Annotated in this window: 17 protein-coding genes; 7 read left to right on the top strand and 10 right to left on the bottom strand. The window is 53.5% G+C overall.

Going from position 1 to position 18,204, the window contains the following annotated elements; all coding sequences use genetic code 11:
* Positions 1–75 precede the first annotated feature (75 nt).
* The 7 genes from LQK91_RS08960 to mntR form a co-directional block, all read right to left on the bottom strand.
* Complete coding sequence (locus LQK91_RS08960) at positions 76–1,668, bottom strand: ABC-F family ATPase (RefSeq protein WP_105099363.1); 1,593 nt, start codon at positions 1,666–1,668, stop codon at positions 76–78.
* Between the two features lie 178 nt (positions 1,669–1,846).
* Positions 1,847–2,248 (bottom strand): H-NS family nucleoid-associated regulatory protein, encoded by a 402-nt coding sequence (locus LQK91_RS08955; protein WP_003850507.1) that lies wholly within the window; start codon positions 2,246–2,248, stop codon positions 1,847–1,849.
* An 857-nt stretch (positions 2,249–3,105) separates the two neighbouring features.
* Entirely contained in the window at positions 3,106–4,635 is a 1,530-nt protein-coding gene (locus LQK91_RS08950) for an efflux transporter outer membrane subunit (protein WP_003850508.1), read from the bottom strand.
* 1 nt (position 4,636) lies between these two features.
* On the bottom strand, positions 4,637–6,205 hold the full coding sequence (locus tag LQK91_RS08945) for a DHA2 family efflux MFS transporter permease subunit (RefSeq protein ID WP_003850509.1): 1,569 nt from the start codon (positions 6,203–6,205) through the stop codon (positions 4,637–4,639).
* Positions 6,202–7,347, bottom strand: a complete 1,146-nt coding sequence (locus LQK91_RS08940) for an HlyD family secretion protein (RefSeq protein WP_105099364.1) — start codon at positions 7,345–7,347, stop codon at positions 6,202–6,204. The genes LQK91_RS08945 and LQK91_RS08940 overlap by 4 nt, the downstream gene beginning before the upstream one ends.
* 149 nt (positions 7,348–7,496) lie before the next feature.
* A complete protein-coding gene (locus LQK91_RS08935) occupies positions 7,497–8,606 on the bottom strand; it encodes an SLC13 family permease (RefSeq protein ID WP_003850511.1) in 1,110 nt (369 codons plus the stop codon).
* A gap of 20 nt (positions 8,607–8,626) precedes the next feature.
* Positions 8,627–9,085, bottom strand: a complete 459-nt coding sequence (gene mntR / locus LQK91_RS08930) for a manganese-binding transcriptional regulator MntR (RefSeq protein WP_003850512.1) — start codon at positions 9,083–9,085, stop codon at positions 8,627–8,629.
* A gap of 252 nt (positions 9,086–9,337) precedes the next feature.
* On the opposite strand from mntR, the gene LQK91_RS08925 reads away from it, so the two are divergent.
* On the top strand, positions 9,338–9,529 hold the full coding sequence (locus tag LQK91_RS08925) for a hypothetical protein (RefSeq protein ID WP_003850513.1): 192 nt from the start codon (positions 9,338–9,340) through the stop codon (positions 9,527–9,529).
* Positions 9,530–9,765: 236 nt separating this feature from the next.
* Here LQK91_RS08925 and ompX read toward each other — a convergent pair whose 3' ends face one another.
* Entirely contained in the window at positions 9,766–10,278 is a 513-nt protein-coding gene (gene ompX / locus LQK91_RS08920; protein WP_008925816.1) for an outer membrane protein OmpX, read from the bottom strand.
* Between the two features lie 368 nt (positions 10,279–10,646).
* Between ompX and rhtA the strand changes: the two genes are divergently transcribed.
* The 5 genes from rhtA (at position 10,647) to glnQ (ending at position 14,913) form a co-directional block, all read left to right on the top strand.
* Complete coding sequence (gene rhtA, locus LQK91_RS08915) at positions 10,647–11,561, top strand: threonine/homoserine exporter RhtA (RefSeq protein WP_003851733.1); 915 nt, start codon at positions 10,647–10,649, stop codon at positions 11,559–11,561.
* A gap of 325 nt (positions 11,562–11,886) precedes the next feature.
* On the top strand, positions 11,887–12,390 hold the full coding sequence (dps, locus tag LQK91_RS08910) for a DNA starvation/stationary phase protection protein Dps (protein ID WP_003851735.1): 504 nt from the start codon (positions 11,887–11,889) through the stop codon (positions 12,388–12,390).
* A gap of 319 nt (positions 12,391–12,709) precedes the next feature.
* Positions 12,710–13,456, top strand: a complete 747-nt coding sequence (gene glnH / locus LQK91_RS08905; RefSeq protein WP_105099365.1) for a glutamine ABC transporter substrate-binding protein GlnH — start codon at positions 12,710–12,712, stop codon at positions 13,454–13,456.
* A gap of 78 nt (positions 13,457–13,534) precedes the next feature.
* On the top strand, positions 13,535–14,194 hold the full coding sequence (gene glnP, locus LQK91_RS08900) for a glutamine ABC transporter permease GlnP (protein WP_003851740.1): 660 nt from the start codon (positions 13,535–13,537) through the stop codon (positions 14,192–14,194).
* Positions 14,191–14,913 (top strand): glutamine ABC transporter ATP-binding protein GlnQ, encoded by a 723-nt coding sequence (glnQ, locus tag LQK91_RS08895; RefSeq protein WP_003851741.1) that lies wholly within the window; start codon positions 14,191–14,193, stop codon positions 14,911–14,913. Before glnP ends, glnQ begins: the two co-directional genes overlap by 4 nt.
* 75 nt (positions 14,914–14,988) lie before the next feature.
* On the opposite strand, the gene rlmF is transcribed toward glnQ, so the two are convergent.
* Positions 14,989–15,921, bottom strand: a complete 933-nt coding sequence (gene rlmF / locus LQK91_RS08890; protein ID WP_105099366.1) for a 23S rRNA (adenine(1618)-N(6))-methyltransferase RlmF — start codon at positions 15,919–15,921, stop codon at positions 14,989–14,991.
* A 141-nt stretch (positions 15,922–16,062) separates the two neighbouring features.
* Between rlmF and LQK91_RS08885 the strand changes: the two genes are divergently transcribed.
* Positions 16,063–16,695, top strand: coding sequence for a flavin reductase family protein (locus LQK91_RS08885; protein WP_039659265.1), 633 nt, complete (start codon positions 16,063–16,065; stop codon positions 16,693–16,695).
* A gap of 3 nt (positions 16,696–16,698) precedes the next feature.
* Here the strand turns inward: LQK91_RS08885 and LQK91_RS08880 are convergent, their stop codons facing one another.
* Positions 16,699–18,204 (bottom strand): HAL/PAL/TAL family ammonia-lyase, encoded by a 1,506-nt coding sequence (locus LQK91_RS08880; protein ID WP_105099470.1) that lies wholly within the window; start codon positions 18,202–18,204, stop codon positions 16,699–16,701.

Genomic DNA, 18,204 nt, shown 5'->3' with positions numbered 1-18,204 from the left:
CTCTGACAATCAATAAGCATTCAGCTCTCTCATCAGCACAAAAAAAACGGGGTGGCCTGCGCCACCCCGTTTTTATCAGACGATACCCTGACTGCGCAGGTAATCTTCATAATTACCGGTGAAGTCCACCACCTTGTCTGCTTTCAGCTCAATCACGCGGGTTGCCAGCGAGCTGACAAATTCGCGGTCATGTGAAACAAACACCAGCGTGCCTTCATACATCTCCAGCGCCATATTGAGTGATTCAATCGACTCCATATCCAGGTGGTTGGTCGGCTCATCCATAATCAGAATGTTCGGTTTTTCCATCATCAGCTTACCGAACAGCATACGACCCTTCTCACCACCCGAAAGCACTTTCGCCGGCTTCTTAATATCATCCTGCGAAAACAGCAGACGACCCAGAATACCGCGAATGGTCTGCTCATCATCGCCAGGCTGTTTCCACTGACTCATCCAGTCAAATACTGTCAGGTCATTGGCAAAATCATCGGCATGATCCTGAGCGTAATAACCAATGCGTGCGTTCTCTGACCATTTAACAGTGCCATTATCTGGCGTAAGCTGACCCACCAGTGATTTCAACAGCGTCGACTTACCAATACCGTTGGCACCGATGACCGCCAGTTTCTCACCGACTTCCAGCAGCAGATTTAAATTCTTAAACAGCGGACCGTCATCAAAGCCTTTCGTTAAACCTTCCACTTCCAGCGCATTACGGAACAACTTCTTGTCCTGCTCAAAGCGGATAAATGGGTTCTGACGACTGGACGCTTTCACTTCATCCAGTTTAATTTTATCCATCTGCTTGGCGCGTGATGTCGCCTGACGCGATTTAGAGGCGTTAGCACTAAAACGACTGACGAACGATTGTAAGTCAGCAATCTGCGCTTTCTTCTTCGCGTTATCTGATAACAGACGTTCACGTGCCTGCGTTGCAGCGGTCATATATTCGTCATAATTACCGGAATAAACCCGCAGCTCGCCATAATCCAGATCGGCCATGTGAGTGCAGACCATATTAAGGAAATGACGGTCATGCGAAATGATAATCATGGTGCTGTCACGCTCGTTCAGCACCTGCTCCAGCCAGCGAATAGTGTCGATGTCCAGGTTGTTCGTCGGTTCGTCGAGTAACAAAATATCGGGATTTGAAAACAGCGCCTGTGCCAGCAACACACGCAATTTAAAGCCCGGCGCAATTTCGCTCATCGGGCCGTAATGTTGCTCAACCGGAATACCCACGCCGAGCAATAACTCACCGGCACGGGACTCGGCGCTATAGCCGTCCATCTCACCGTAGAGCGCTTCAAGATCGCCGACTTTATACCCCTCTTCTTCGCTCATCTCGGGCAAAGAATAAATACGGTCGCGCTCCTGCTTCACTTCCCATAATTCATGGTGACCCATGATTACGGTGTCCAGTACGCTGAATTCTTCAAAGGCAAACTGATCCTGACGCAGCTTACCGATACGCTCATTAGGATCGTAAGAGACGTTGCCGCCTGAAGGCACCAGATCGCCACCCAAAATCTTCATGAAGGTGGATTTTCCGCTGCCGTTCGCACCGATTAAACCGTAACGATTACCGCCGCCAAATTTAACGGAGATATTTTCGAACAGTGGCTTGCTGCCAAACTGCATGGTGATATTGCTGCTAACTAACACGGCATTGACCTTTGTGAAGAGAATGGATGAAAAAACGGCGGCTATTATGCCAGATGTGACGCAGCGCACGCCAGCGTCAGGCGTGGATTCCTGGCGGGGTGATTGATATCCCGGCAGAAATAAAAAAGCCGGAGGGCCATATTGGCCCCCCGGCTCCCACTTACAAGGATTGTGTTGATCAATCGATCAGGAAACTGTCCAGGCTTTTACCGGAATCCAGCGCTTTTTTAATCGCTGCCGGGGTACGGCCCTGGCCAGTCCAGGATTTCTGCTCACCATTTTCGTCGGTGTAAGAATATTTAGCCGGACGCGGCGCACGCTTGGTGCGTTTTTTTCCGCTCTCCAGCGCACCTAATAATTCATTAGGATCGATGCCGTCAGCCAGCAGCATTTCGCGATATTTAGACAGCTTTTCTTCTTTTTCGCGATTCTGTGTCTCTTCCGCTTCTGCTTCTTCGCGGCGCTCAGTAACGACTACCGTTAATTTTTCCAGGATCTCTTCAAGATCGGTCAGTGGCAGTTCACGAGCCTGGGCACGTAATGTGCGAATATTGTTCAGTACCTTAAATGCGTCACTCATCACAATGTCCTTGATTAAGGGGGGTTAATAAAACTGTAGCGCCAAGACTACCTAATTCAAATAAAAAAATAAATTATTTTTACGCTACAGATAATTCCTAAGTTTTAATTTCAGTTAAAATCTTACTATTAAATCGGCAGTGGCTGGTAATTTATTAACGCTGAATTAACAACAAATCGCCCTTTTACTCAACCGATGAAAACGATTTCAGCCTTGTTATACCGGCAACAGGCGTTAACGATTTTCGCTAAACGCGCACTACAGCGCGTCATTAATTGCAATTAAAGGTTCGTTGATAGCTGATTAAACGCGTGCCCTGATTGAGATCTCTGTCACACCAGCTTACAGATCATGCCTGAAAAACCGCCTCCCCCACCTTAAATAGTGCAAAATTATTACCGCTCGCGTGTTTTTTTTAATTATCCCTCAGCGTGCAGCCAGCCCTTTTTTAACGGTGAGATTTCCAGCAGCGTCAGATTATTCGCAGCCCGACCGGCTGTGCAATAACTGTAGGGTCTGACTCCGCCTGGTGAATGATCACGTGCTCTCACCTTAACAGTCGTAAGTTGCATTAAAGAATCGTCAAAGAAATAAATTCAGAAAGGTGACACGGCTCAGAATCCAGGATGGCCGGTAACGTAAAAATAATTGCCGGTCAAAAGCGCTGATAATATTCCGGCTAAGACTGGCTGTTTATTTTCTGCAGTCCGGACCGGACGCGTTGGGGCTGCGATGTATGCTAATTCAACGGCTTAGACCATTGAGATCTACATTGAGTGGGTGAGAACCCTTAACTTAACGCGGTTAAAAGGGAGAGATAAAGCGGTCACTGCGCACAGGCAGCGACCGCGAAAGGATTAATTCGCCTGTGTGGCCGGACCAAATACCGGATATTGAGGCATCTCAACGTTCTGATACGTTTCCCATCCGCCGCCCAGCGCTTTATAAAGCGCCACTAAATCCAGAGCGCTCTGCATTCTCGCCTGAGTCGCCTGCTCCTGAGCCTGTGCCAGCTGGCGCTGCGCATCCAGCACGTCAAGGAAGGTCGAAAGCCCCTGGCGGTAACTGTCGCTGGCGAGGTTAAAGGCCCGCTGCAGGGCGCCGGTCGTCTCATCCAGCGCAGTCACGCGCTGCTGGTCGGCGCGGTAGCTGACCAGCGCATTCTCGACATCCTGTAACGCCGTCAGCACAGTTTGACGGTAATCCAGCGCGGCGCTGGCCTGCTGCGCCCGCGCTAACTTGACGCTCGATACCAGTTGTCCACCCTGGAAAATCGGGATCGAAAGCGAGGGGCCATAACTGTAGAAATGGCTGCTCCAGTTATCCAGATAACTGGCGTCAGTGTTGCGGACGCCCAGCTGTCCGGTCAGCGACAGGCTTGGGAAGAGCTGCGCAACAGACACGCCGATCTCCGCGGTTTGAGCATGCAGCGTCGCTTCAGCCTGGCGAATATCAGGACGACGACGTGCCAGCGTGGAGGGAATACCAACCGGTACAAACTGCGGCAACGGCGGTAAGGCTTTAGGTGTGCTGAGTTCAGCATCCAGTGCACCCGGTGTTTTGCCGAGCAGCACCGCTAATCCGTTCATCGCCTGCCGTGCCTGCGATTGATACTGCGGCAGCTGGGCCTGAAGCGTGCTGAGCTGGGCACGGGCATTTTCTACATCAGTTAACGGAGCCAGACCATTACGCTGCTGACTTTGCGTCAGCTCGGTCGTCTGCTGCGCCACATTAATCTGCTCCTGCAGAGTCTGAACGGTGCTCTGCGCGCCTCGCAGCTGCAGCCAGGCTCGCGCAACTTCGGCCTCAAGTGAGACCAGCGCATCGTTACGCTGCTCTATCGCTGCCTGCTGCTGGGCATTGGCGGCCTCAACCTGACGGCGAACTTTGCCCCACAGGTCAAGCTCCCAGCTGGCATCGAAGCTGCCCTGATAGAGGTTAACCGGCTGGGTCAGGCCATTGAGCTGGCTGGCCACGTTGCTGTCGAGTTGATCGGTGGCGCCATTGGACTCAAGCAAGCCTTTCAGGCCGAGCTGCTGACGGGTGACTTTAGCCGAACCGCTCAGACTGGGGAACAGGCTGCCCTGGGCCTGCGTCAGCTGTTCACGCGCGCCCGCAATCCGCAGCACTGTCTGCTGCAGGCTCAGGTTCCCCGCTATCGCCCGCTCAATCAGGCTGTCGAGCTGCGGATCGTTAAAGCTCCGCCACCAGCGGGAATTAATTGCGGCGTTTTGTGGCTTTGACGCCTCCTGCGAATCCAGCGTGTTGTAGCTACCCGGCACGGCAGGTTTCGGTGCCTGATAGTCAGGCCCGACAGCGCAGCCCGCCAGCCCCAGGGCCAGCAGTAAGCTCAGGGGTTTCAGGCGATGAGTATAAAAAACCTTCATGTTAGTGTGCTCCTGCACTGCCTTCGCTCTTGATAGGCGACAGCAGCCAACAAAATGGAATCAAAATCAGGGCGACAATACTCAGGCCTGAGAAGACATCGATGTATGCGAGAATACGCGACTGCGCAATCATCTCCTGATAGAGCTGACCGGTTGCCAGCGTAATGGGATCGCCCACCGCCGACGTGAAGTCGCGTATCGCCTGCGCCCAGTGCTCAAGCGTAATGTTGAACGGCTCGTTAAGCGGCGTCATGTTGTGCACCATATGCGCCGACCGCGCCTGTGCGCGCTCGGTAATGGCCGCGGTCGAAAGCGAGATCCCAATGGATCCGGCCACGTTACGGAACATGGTAAAGAGCGCGGAGGCGTCCGCGTTAAGTCGCTGAGGAATGGTGACAAAGGCAATCGTAGTCAGCGGAACAAACAGGAAACCCAGCCCGATCGACTGTGCGCTACGCATCATCACCAGCGTTTTGAAATCGACATTCGGCGTCAGGGTAGCAGAATAGAAAAACGCCATGGCCAGACAGCTGAAACCAAAGGCGATGATGTATCGCGTCTGCACAATCGGCATCAGTTTCAGCACCAGTGGTATGGTCAGCACAATAAGCACCGCGCCGGGCGACAACACCAGCCCTGACCAGGTGGCGGTATAACCCAGATCCTGCTGCGCCAGCTGTGGCAACACCACAGAACTGCCATACAGAATCATCGCCATTCCCGCCATCAACAGCCCGGCCACCCAGAAGTTGCGGTCTTTCATTACCAGAATATCGACCACCGGCTTACGCGCATACATCAGCCAGTAAATGGCGCCAACGATGCCAACCAGCGCCAGAACAGCGAACAGTACGATAAAGTGCGAAGCGAACCAGTCCTCATCTTCTCCGCGATCCAGCATCACCTGCAGGCACCCCAGGCCTAAGGTAATCAGGCTGATCCCGATGTAATCGATCTTCAGCTTACCTTTGGCCCATTTACGCTCCCAAGGCGGATCTTCCAGCAGCTGATAGATCGCCAGCACAGTCAGCACGCCCACCGGAATGTTAATAAAGAACACCCAGCGCCAGCTGTAGTTGTCAGTGATCCAGCCACCCAATGTCGGGCCAATCACCGGCGCGACGATAATAGCGATGGAGGAGAGACCAAATGCCTTGCCGCGATCTTCTGCCTTGAAGTAGTCCAGCAGCACGGACTGCTGAACGGGCTGCAATCCGCCACCAAAAAAGCCCTGCAGCACGCGGAACAGAATGATTTGCCAGAGTTCAGTGGCGATGCCGCACAGGAACGAGCAAATGGTGAACATCACAATGCAAATCAGGAAAAACTGTTTACGGCCAAACAGCCGGCTGAAGAACGCAGAGATAGGCAGCACAATGCCGTTCGCCACCAGATAGGACGTCAGCACCCAGGTTGACTCATCATAACTGGAGGAGAGCGAACCGGCGATGTGCGGCAGCGCCACGTTAACGATGGTGGTGTCGAGGATCTCCATAAACACCGCCAGCGTCACCGTGATTGCCACTAACCACGGATTACTGGCCGGTTTCCAGCTCTGCGCCGTACTCATTCCACTGTTACCTCGGGTTCAACGGAGAGACCCAGCGGCAGCGGATGGTTCGGATCCAGGCCCTTGTCGATAACGATTTTCACTGGCACACGCTGAACAATTTTCACGTAGTTACCGGTGGCGTTTTCTGACGGGAAGGTCGAGAAGCGTGAGCCGGAGCCCATCTGAATGCTGTCGACGTGTCCTTCCAGCTTCATGTCCGGCCAGGCATCAACGCTGATTTTCACTTTATCGCCAGGATTCATGCGTTCCAGCTGAGACTCTTTGAAATTTGCAGTAACCCAGATCTCAGGCGAAACCAGCGAGAACAGAGAGGAACCGGCCTGCACCAGCGTGCCCAGCTGAACGTTACGCTTGGTGATAAACCCGTCATAGGGCGCGCGAACCTGGGTATAGGAGAGGTTAAGATCGGCCGTACTTAACTGTGCTTTCGCCTGCTCAACCTGTTGCTGACGCGCTTCAACATTGGTCTCCTGCTGACGAATCTGCAGGGCAACCTGTGAAGCGACTTCAACCTGGGCTTTCGCACTCTGTAACTGTGCCTGCGCCGAACGTAGCTGCGCAGACGCGCTGTCGATATTACGCTGGCTGGTCGCACGTGGATCGACGCCACGCTGGCGACGATAATCCGCCTGCGCATTCAGCATATTGGCTTCTGCTTTCGCCTGATCGGCCAGAGCCTGATCGCGCTGAGCCGGATACTGTACTTTTGACAGCGCCAGCTGGGCCTGCGCCTGATGCAGTTGTGCAACGGCTAAACCGAGCTGCGCGTTAGCCTGTTCACGCTGGGCACGGTTGTCGCTGGGATCAATCTCCACCAGCAGATCGCCCTTCTTCACCCGCTGGTTATCTTTCACCAGCAACTTCACGACATAGCCGGATGCTTTAGGCGCAATAGTAACGGCATCGCCTTCGGTAAAGGCGTCGTCGGTGGTTTCAATATTGCGGGTAGATAACCAGAACCAGAGACCGACAATCAGCATAATCACCACCACCACCGCCAGAATAATCAGCGGCTTTTTACCGGGGCGTTTACGCTCAGGCTGCTGGTCGTTGTCCTGATTTTCCTCTGACTGACGGTTTTGATCCGTCGTGTTTTCTGCGTCCTGCTGATGTGGATCGCGTTGATTGTTCTCGCTCATAGTTCCCATCACTGGCTAAGGCCCTGATTCCGGGCATAAAGGTCCTGTTAACCTTATATCGGAAATTGACAAAATCCAGTGCAACTTTACGAAACTTGAGGAATGCCGCACATCCTGCCACCTGACAGCGATAGCAGGATGTATCGGGCCTAATTGAGCAACCGCAGCAGTAGCCAGCCGCTGGCCATTGACCAGGCCAGCAAAGGAAGGGAAAAGAGATGAAATTGCCACCATACGGCACGATCTTTCGCCATACGCAGAGCAATCAGGTTAGCCAGTGAACCTGGCAGCAGACCGAATCCACCGATGTTGACCGCCCAGGCGAGCACATCGGTTGGCGGGACTTTTTGCAGCAGCAGAATCGTCGCCGGGACATTGCTGATCACCTGTGACAGACCAATCGCCAGCAGATAGAGCTGCCCCTGGCCGAAATGCGCCACCGCATCAAAGTGAGCCTGCATCACCGGCAGACGTGTCAGCAGGAAGACGTCAATAAACATGGCGATAAACACCGCCAGCAGGCTCCAGTCGATACGTTGCAGCACCGGACGCGCCATTACCATAAAGGTGGCGAGGATAACCAGCAGTATCCAGCCGGTGATTTCCAGCTCCAGACCGGCGATAAACAGCAGGTATAACACCACGCTGACAATAAACAGCGGCTTCTGCCACTCCGGCTGCTCCGGGTTGTCATGTTTATCAATCGTCCGCTTTGAAAAGCTAAACCAGGTCAGCACGACCAGGCTCAGCAGCAGCCAGGCGGCCAGCGGCAGCATCTGCACAATGAATGCAATAACGCTGAGCTTGCCGTGACTCCACAGCAGAATGTTTTGCGGATTGCCGACCGGCGTCAGCAGCGACCCGGCATTCACTGCCAGCGCCTCGAAAATGATCAGTCGCGAGATAGGTAAATGAGAGAACTTCCGCAGCGTTAATGTCAGCGGCACCAGAATAAACAGCGCAACATCGTTGGTTAAAAACGTGGAGAGCAACGCGGCAGCCAGTACCATAAATAGCGCCAGCGCACGTTCGTGCCGGAAACGCGCAATCAGGCGTCCTCCCAGCACGTCAAAGTAGCCGCTGGTTTCCAGCCCTTTGGTCAGAATCAATAACCCGGTGAGTGTGATAATGGTATGCCAGTCTACGGCTCCGGGCAGATCGGCCCAGCGGAAATCCGCCAGGAATGCCAGAACTACACCAATCACGATTAATAAATGCAAAATTGAGTCATGCAAAAAAGATCGAAGCAGTTGTGGCATGGTGAGGGTACGCCTTAGCGTTAACGGGTTTCGGAGAACTTCTTAAATACAGCCAGAGTTTCATCACTGACGTGATGTTCAATACCTTCTGAATCGCGTCGGGCCGTTTCGGGGCTGATGCCTAACGCCAGCAGAAAACTTTCAACAATATGATGACGGGCGCGACTCTCCTCTGCCAGCTTCTCCCCTTCACTGGTCAGGAAGACACCGCGGTAAGGGACCTGCTCAACCAGCCCGGCACTGCCAAGTCGTTTCAGCATTTTAGCCACTGTCGGTTGCGAAACGCCCAGACGGGCTGCCATATCGACCTGACGTGCTTCGCCAAATTCACCAATTAAATCAGAGATTAACTCAACGTAGTCATCAATTAACTCCCGACGATGCGCTTCACGCACCTGCCGAAAACCTTCGACATGCTCTTCAATATCTTTCAGTGGTCCTTTCGGCGCAGAAACCACGCTTTTAGCACGACGACTCATTCAGCTTCCTCATTATTATTTCCCGTACTGACGCTGCTGTACGGATTTAGCTGCGCTCATTGTAAACCAGCCACAAAGAAGCTCAAATTTTTCGTCATTAGCCTTGGCTAAACGATATAGCCAGTGCTATCTTTGTTGATAATGTAAGCAGCCAACGCATGATCCCTAGTGATCTTCTGTTGCTCTGGTGATGATGACGCTCTCACCCCACGCTGCTGATTACCGCGTCGATCAGGCTTGGGAGGTAATTCTATGAGCACTCTGAAATGTTGCTTAGATTGCAGCAAATGCTTCCAGACAGAGAAGAAAACAACCACGGAGTTTAAATCCTGGCTGTGCCTGCTGACGCGTTCCCCTTTCACACTGCGTCTGATGCTGATTGAAAAACTGCTGGGCCATAAGCCTGCCGAACCTCGCTGTCCGAATCTTATCTGGCGCGGCTAATCCTGATTCAGAGCCTTTTTGCCTGCGGTTGAAAGGCTCACGCCCCTCTGTTTGTTCTCTTTGTTTTTTCCCCTCATAAGAAACTGCCCTGAGGCTGAAAGGGGCATGCCTGCAGATCAGCGTCTGCCAGAGAATGAGACGGGAGACCGACAGGTAAGTCGGGGTGGCGGGTAAAATCAGCACAATAAAAAACGGCCCACAAGGGGCCGTTTTTTTGCAGGTCAGCTAAGCTAAACTTAGAAGCTGTAACCTACGCCAGCAATCCAGGTACCGACGTCAACGCTACGGATACGGCTCTGCTCGTAACCAACGTCAAGTGCGATGTCCTGCATTGGGTTAAACTGCATGCCTGCGCCGTAAGAGAAACCTACGTCGCTGGTGTCAGTTTTATCACGTGATGCAGTTTCGTTGCCCTGGTATTTACCATAGCCGATACCGACAACACCATAGATGCTAGCCCAGTCGTTCAGACGGAAAGCTGGACCACCGGTCACACCGTAGTACTGGCCTTTGTTGTAAACGCCATCTTCGGTACGATCTTTTTCAGTGTAGGTGAATGAACCGATCCAACCCAGTGGGTTAGAACCGTCTTCGTAGCGGTATTTCAGGTTGAAGCCGTTAGCTTTGTTCGCTACGCCCTGATAATCGCTCTGAGCATAGCCACCAGTTACGGTGCTCTGTGCCATTGCTGAACCTGCAGATACTGCCAGTACACAGGCTAATGCTGAAAGACATGCAATTTTTTTCATAACCACCTCAAATGTGAAAATACTTCTCTCCTGACAACGCTGAAAATATAACAAAAAATAGCGAGAAACTCTGCCCGGATTTTGTTGTCTAACAGAAAGTTTGGTGTAACAGGACGTTAATGCGACATACTATGTCATTCATTTTTCTTATAAAATCCGTCATCTTCCTGCAATAATCTTTTTGTGCTCAATTTGCCGTTTAAGTTAATTCCTAAAAAAACCTGACATTTCTTTACCTAAATGGCACTGATTTTGGCCAAAATTTGCGCAGTTAAGGCAAATTAAAAACGCTGACTCATGATTTTTTGCCTGACATTTCCTTTACACTGGCCCACTCGTTACGTTGATGACCAGGAAAAGTACACAGGATGTCTGCCTCTCCCGCTTCTAAAAATCTTGCGCCAATCGTGTTGCCAATTGCCGTACTGCTGATTGCGATGCTGTCGCTGCAGGGCGGTGCTTCTCTGGCAAAAAGCCTGTTTCCTTCTGTTGGGGCGACGGGAATCACCGCGCTGCGTCTGGGCTTTGGCACCCTGATACTCTGTGTCATCTTTAAACCCTGGCGTTTACGCTTTAGCCGGGAACAACGTCTGCCTTTGCTGATGTATGGTCTGGCGTTGGGCACCATGAACTTCACATTCTATCTGGCGATTCGCACTGTGCCGCTGGGCGTGGCGGTGGGACTGGAGTTTACCGGTCCACTGGCGCTGGCGCTGTTTGGATCGCGCAGACCACTGGATTTTGTCTGGGTGCTGCTGGCGGTGATTGGTTTGTGGTTCCTGCTGCCGTTTGGGACAGGGATGACCGCGATTGATCCATTGGGCGCAGCACTGGCCGTGAGTGCGGGTGCCTGCTGGGCAATCTATATCCTGGCGGGACAGCGGGCAGGTGCAGAACATGGTCCTGCGACAGTGGCTATCGGTTCGCTGATTGCTTCGGTGATTTTTGTACCGCTGGGGCTGACGTTTGCAGAAAGTGGCATCTGGACATGGGCCGTGATGCCGATCGCATTGCTGGTTGCCCTGCTCTCCAGCGCGATACCCTACTCACTGGAGATGATCGCCCTTACCCGCTTACCGGCGCGCATCTTCGGCACGCTGATGAGTCTGGAACCCGCCATGGCCGCTTTTTCCGGCATGCTGTTTTTGGGCGAAACGCTGACCGGCCTACAGTGGCTGGCGCTACTGGCAATCATCATCGCTTCGGCAGGCTCAACGCTGACCATGCGACCGAAAAAGAGCCAGTTAAGCAGCGTGGAATTATCAGATTCTGGTCAGAAATAAACGCCTTTAGCCTGCCTTTGTGGTGGGCTAAATAACAATCATGCTCATCATGAGAATTATTCTTAACCATTCCCTGTCCAGGTTCTGACTATTTTGAAACAGACGCTTACCTGTTATTTACATGTAAAATTAAAGCATTGATTTAATTAATTAAATACAAGCGCTTTTATTTTAACATTGCGTTAACCTCGTCTGTGCCTTCCCGCATTTAATAAAGACCTGCACTATTTCATCTATCGATAAAGTCGTTTCTGCAAAGCTGAAAAGCGCTGCTATACTTATCCGGTACTTGATTAGGACAACCATCAAAGAGAGGACTGAAACGATGAGTACCGCTAAACTGGTTAAAACTAAATCTGCTGACCTGATTTATACCCGTAATGACGTGGCCGAAGATGAGAAGAAAGCCACCATCGCGGTGTTGAACCGTCTGGTAGTCGAGTTTATTGACCTGTCATTGATTACTAAGCAGGCGCACTGGAACATGCGCGGTGCTAACTTCATCGGTGTACATGAAATGCTGGACGGCTTCCGTACTGCAATCACCGAGCATCAGGACACCATTGCTGAGCGTGTGGTACAGCTGGGCGGCGTTGCACTGGGCACCACGCAGGTTGTTAACGATACGACGCCGCTGAAAAGCTATCCGCTGAATATTCACAGCGTTCAGGATCACCTGAAAGCGCTGGCAGACCGTTATAGCGTCGTGGCTAATGATACCCGTAAAGCCATTACTGAAGTGAAAGATGAAGATACCGCTGACATCTTTACTGCGGCATCACGTGACCTGGACAAATTCCTGTGGTTCATCGAAGCCAACATTGAATAAAACTCAATGCAGTCAATCAGGCGGGGAAACCCGCCTTTTTTACGTCTGCGTTACCGCATTTTTATGACCCTGTTAACAGTTCTTCCTTCCTTCGCTTCACAGCCTTAACATCTGAGGCACACTACCGCTTGCACCAAAACAGCCATATGCACCAAAACTGAGCACCCAAATGGTGCAAAGGCAGAATTAACTGCAAAATCGTGTCAGCTATGTTATTTAACTCTCTGATTTCGCGAAACTTGCAAAGTTGGCATAATTATTTCATATGACAAGCCGCAAACGCAGGCCCTGCCGCCTGGTAGTAAAAAAAGGAAAAATGATGAAGTCACTGTTAAAAGTTTCTGTGGCCGCGCTGGCGCTGGCCTTCTCCCTCTCTTCCACTGCAGCAGATAAGAAGCTGGTTGTCGCTACCGATACCGCCTTTGTTCCGTTCGAATTCAAACAGGGTGACAAATATGTCGGCTTTGATGTGGATCTGTGGGATGCCATTGCGAAAGAGCTGAAGCTGGATTATACCCTGAAGCCAATGGACTTCAGCGGCATCATCCCTGCACTGCAAACGCGCAATGTCGATCTGGCCCTTGCGGGCATCACCATTACCGAAGAACGTAAAAAAGCGATCGAGTTTTCTGATGGCTATTACAAAAGCGGTTTGCAGGTAATGGTGCGTAACAATGAAAACGACATCAAAGGCATCAGCGATCTGAACGGTAAAGTCGTCGCAGTGAAAAGCGGCACCGGCTCTGTGGAATACGCAAAAGCCCACATCAAATCTAAAGACCTGCGTCAGTTCCCGAACATCGACAGCGCCTATATGGAGCTGGGCACCAACCGTGCGGACGCCGTGCTGCATGACACGCCAAACATTCTTTACTTCATCCACACCGCCGGTAAAAGCCGTTTTAAAGCGGTAGGCGATTCGATTGAAGCGCAGCAGTATGGTATCGCCTTCCCGAAAGGCAGCGACGATTTACGTGAAAAAGTAAACGGCGCACTGAAAACCCTGAAAGAGAACGGCACCTATAACACGCTCTATAAAAAATGGTTCGGCACCGAACCTAAATAATAATTTGCCCGTTATCTGATTTCAGCAGGGAAACTTTTTCCCTGCTTTTTTCCATCGCAACATATCTGGAGTGACACCATGGAGTTTGACTGGAGCGTCATCTGGCCCGCCATGCCAGCGCTGCTTGAAGGCGCTAAACTGACTTTAATAATCTCTGTTATTGGACTGGTTGGCGGCCTGTTTATCGGGCTGATTGCCGGTTTTGCCCGCGCTTACGGCGGCTGGATCACCAATAACATCGCACTGGTGTTTATCGAAATTATCCGCGGCACCCCTATCGTGGTGCAGGTGATGTTCATCTACTTTGCTCTGCCGATGGCGTTCCCCGACCTGCGCATTGATCCCTTCAGCGCAGCGGTAGTGACCATCATGATTAACTCTGGCGCTTATATCGCGGAGATTACGCGTGGTGCCGTGCTGTCGATTAATAAGGGCTTCCGCGAAGCCGGACTGGCGCTTGGCCTGTCGAGCCGTGAGACGCTGCGCTACGTGATTATGCCGCTGGCGCTTCGTCGTATGCTGCCACCGCTGGGCAACCAATGGATTGTCAGCATCAAAGATACCTCGCTGTTTATCGTTATTGGTGTGGCTGAACTGACGCGTCAGGGTCAGGAGATTATTGCCGGTAACTTCCGCGCTCTGGAAATCTGGAGCGCCGTCGCGATCATCTATCTGGTGATTACGCTGGTGCTGAGCTTTGTGCTGCGCCGCATTGAGAAAAGGGTGAAAATCCTGTGATTGAATTTAAAGATGTCTCCAAGCATTTTGGCCAGACCCAGGTGCTGCACAATATTGATCTGAAGATTAACCAGGGCGAAGTGGTGGTGATTATCGGCCCATCCGGTTCCGGTAAATCCACCCTTTTACGCTGCATTAACAAGCTGGAAGAGATCACCAGCGGCGAGCTGATTGTTGATGGCCTGCGCGTGAATGACCCGAAAGTTGATGACCGCCTGATTCGTCAGGAAGCGGGCATGGTATTCCAGCAGTTTCATCTGTTCCCACAGATGAGTGCGCTGGACAACGTTGCCTTTGGTCCTATCCGGGTGCGTGGCGCCAGTAAAGAAGCGGCACGCCAGCTGGCGCGTGAGTTGCTGGGCAAAGTGGGCCTGGCAGAGCGTGCACATCATTTTCCGTCTGAGCTGTCCGGCGGCCAGCAGCAGCGCGTGGCGATTGCCCGTGCGCTGGCGGTTAAGCCAAAGATGATGCTGTTCGATGAGCCAACCTCAGCGCTGGACCCGGAACTGCGTCATGAAGTCCTTAAAGTGATGCAGGATCTGGCGGAAGAAGGCATGACGATGGTGATTGTGACGCATGAAGTGGGCTTTGCACAGAAGGTCGCCTCGCGCCTGATCTTTATTGATAAAGGCCGGATTGCGGAAGATGGCGATCCTGACAGCCTGATCAGCAATCCACCCAGTGACCGTCTGCGCGAATTCCTGCAGCACGTCTCCTGATCAAAACGGGCCGCTAAGCGGCCCGTTTTTTTATGCCCCTGGCCGCAGTAATAGCGTGCCTGCACCGGGAAAACCCTAACTTCCCAGACGACTCAGCAGTTTGCTGCGCGGTGCGGCAGGCATAAAACTCCATGCCAGAAAGCGGCTCTGTTTCTGACCCTGGGCCATGTTCACCACCCGCACTTCAGCAACGTCGAGCGCCTGCAGCTGCTTTTCCAGTGCCGGCAAGTTCTCTTTGCGCGACACCAGCGAGGTAAACCAGCCGATCTGACGACCCAGCGCCACGCTCTCGGCGATCATCTTGCCGATAAACGCCTTTTCGCCACCGGGATACCACAGCTCATTGTGCTGCCCGCCAAAGTTAAGTGGCGCACTCTTGTCCAGTCCGAGATTGCGGACCTTGCGCTGCGAACCTGCCACTGCCTCATCCGGCGACGCGTGGAATGGCGGATTACACATCACCGCGCTGAAGAATTCCGTTTTGCTGACCACACCCGCCAGCACCGCATCGCTGTTTTTCTGACGACGCAGACGGATCTGGCGCGTCAGGCGTGGGTTAGCCGCAACGATGCGGTTAGCGGCTTTGATGGCGGCTTCATCAATTTCGGTGCCGGTAAAGCGCCAGCCATATTCTGCCGCACCAATCAGTGGATAGATGCAGTTTGCGCCGCAGCCAACATCGAGAATGTCCGCCATCGGGATAACGCCGTTGTTATCCAGCGCCAGCAGATCGGCCAGGTAGTGCAGATAATCGGCGCGTCCCGGTACTGGCGGGCAGAGTGAGCCGGGAGAAAGCTGCCAGTCGATGTCGTAAAAGAGTTTGATCAGCGCCTGGTTCAGCAGCATCACCGCCTCCGGGTCCGCAAAATCCACAGACTTCACGCCATAACCATTAGGCCGGACTTTAGCCTTCAGCGGCGGATGAGCAGCGGTTAACGCGGCAAAATCGTATTCGCCCTGATGGCGATTGCGGGCGTGGAAGGGCGACGTGCTGGCTGACTTTTTCATACGTTCTCTCAATTATTCAGGCGCGCGTACAATACGCTGTAGGCGGCGGAAAATAAACCCGCACCATCCGCTTACCGCTTTCCGATTCCGTCGGGTGATGCTGTCGGGCTAAGATAAATAAAATCACCTGCTGGAGACGTTATGACCCGGAAACGCTATTCCTATGAACCCCGTGCTGGTCACGGTCTGCCCCACGATCCGCTCAACGCCATTATCGGACCACGACCAATCGGCTGGATTAGCTCTGTCAGCGCCAGCGGCCAGCGCAATCTGGCCCCTTACAGCTTCTTTAACTGCTTCAACTATCATCCGCCAATTATCGGTTTCGCCAGCAGCGGCTGGAAAGACAGCGTGCAGAACATTGCGGACACCAAAGAGTTTGTCTGGAACCTGGCTACCCGCCCGCTGGCCGAAGCGATGAACGAAAGTTCTGCTTCACTGCCTGCCGATCAGGATGAGTTTGCTTTTGCCGGATTAACCCCGCTGTCAGCATCACAGGTTGGTGCAAGTCTGGTGGCGGAAAGCCCGGTCAACTTTGAGTGTCGTCTGACCCAGCTGATTCAGTTGCAGGATGCCAGTGGCAATCTGGTCGACAGCTGGCTGGTGCTGGGTGAAGCGGTCGCGATCCACATCGATGAATCGCTGCTGGAAGCGGGCATTTATCAGACCGCAAAAGCCGAGCCGATTCTGCGCGCAGGTGGTCCCAGCGCCTATTACGGCATCAGCGAAACACAACGCTTTGACCTGGTCCGTCCCGACGCACGCCCTAAATAATCCTCACCCCACAAGCGCATCGGTCCGGTGCGCCCTTATCTGCGCCACCGCACGGTCGATGTCGGGTGCCAGCCAGCGATCCTGCTGCCAGCGCTCAACCACCTGCCGCAGATGCTGCCAGGCGCGCCGCGTGCCGGCTGCCAGCTGTGATTCACCGTGAAACTCCAGCGCCTGCGCCGCCAGCAGATACTCAATCGCAATGATGTGATCGACGTTGCTGACCAGCTTCAGCAGCTTCAGCGCCGACCCGGTGCCAAGACTGATGTGATCCTCCTGTAATCCTGAGGTGACATAGTTGTCGAGTACCGCAGGCTGGGCCAGCTGACGGTTTTCCGCGCAGAGCGAGGCCGCGACGTACTGCGCAATCATCATGCCAGAATTGACGCCAGGCTCGGCCACCAGAAACGGCGGCAGGCCACTGACCAGCGGGTTTACCAGCCGATCCAGTCGTCGTTCGGCAATGCTCCCCAGTTCCGCCAGCGCAATCGCCAGCAGGTCACAGGCCATCGCCACCGATTCACCGTGCGGATGTGACTGTGACACCACGCGCCACTCCTGCGGCGTGCCCAGAATCAACGGATTGTCGGTACAGGCGTTGAGTTCAGTCTCCACCTGACGTGCGGCGTGATCAAACTGATCGCGGCAGGCGCCGTGCACCTGCGGCATCGACCGCAGACTCATCGCATCCTGAGTGCGGATGCCGACGCTCGCGTTCAGCAGCGGGCTGTCTCTCAGCAACTGGCGCAGACGTTCACCACTGCGCTGTATTCCCGGGCTGGCCTTGAGTGCCAGCACCTCTGGATCAAACGCCACCAGCTGACCGCGCAGCGCTTCAAAACTCATTGCGCCTGTCACATCCGCCCAGTCCAGCAGACGCCCGGCATCGTCCAGCGCCAGGCAGGCTAAGCCGGTCATGCAAGGCGTGCCGTTGACCAGGCTCAATCCCTCTTTGGCACCTGGCCGGTAAGGCGCTAAGCCTGCCTGGGTTAGCGCCTGCTGCGCGGGCATGATTTCGCCGTGCCACTCCACCTCGCCGATGCCGATCAGGGCCAGACCGATATGCGCCATGTGGGTCAGATAGCCCACCGATCCCTGGGACGGAACCTGAGGGGTAATCTGCAGATTCAGTAGCGCCAGCAGCTGCTGCACCAGCGCCACTGACACACCCGATTTGCCATGACTGTAGTTGGCAATCGCGGCACACAGAATGGCGCGCACCTCCGCTTTTTTAAGCACCGGCCCGACACCACAGGCATGGCTCAGTAAGGTATTGCGCGACAGCTGGCTCAGTTCATCTTCGGAAAGAGTAATGTTGCACAACGCCCCTAATCCGGTATTAATGCCGTAGGCTACCTGCCCCGCCGCGACGATGTTGCCGACGATTTCACGGCTCCGGGCAATTCGCTGCCAGGCGCTGTCGCTTAGCATCAGAGTCGCGCCATGCCGGGCGACCTTCACCAGCTCCTGCCATTTAAGCGGACCATCGCCCCAGACCCGCGTCTGACTCAT

Origin of the sequence: Pantoea sp. MHSD4 (assembly GCF_021043305.1) — a bacterium.
GTDB classification, from domain to species: Bacteria; Pseudomonadota; Gammaproteobacteria; order Enterobacterales; family Enterobacteriaceae; genus Pantoea; species Pantoea eucalypti.
The sequence above is the reverse complement of the archived record's forward strand: the minus strand, read 5'-3'. Positions and strand labels throughout refer to the sequence as shown.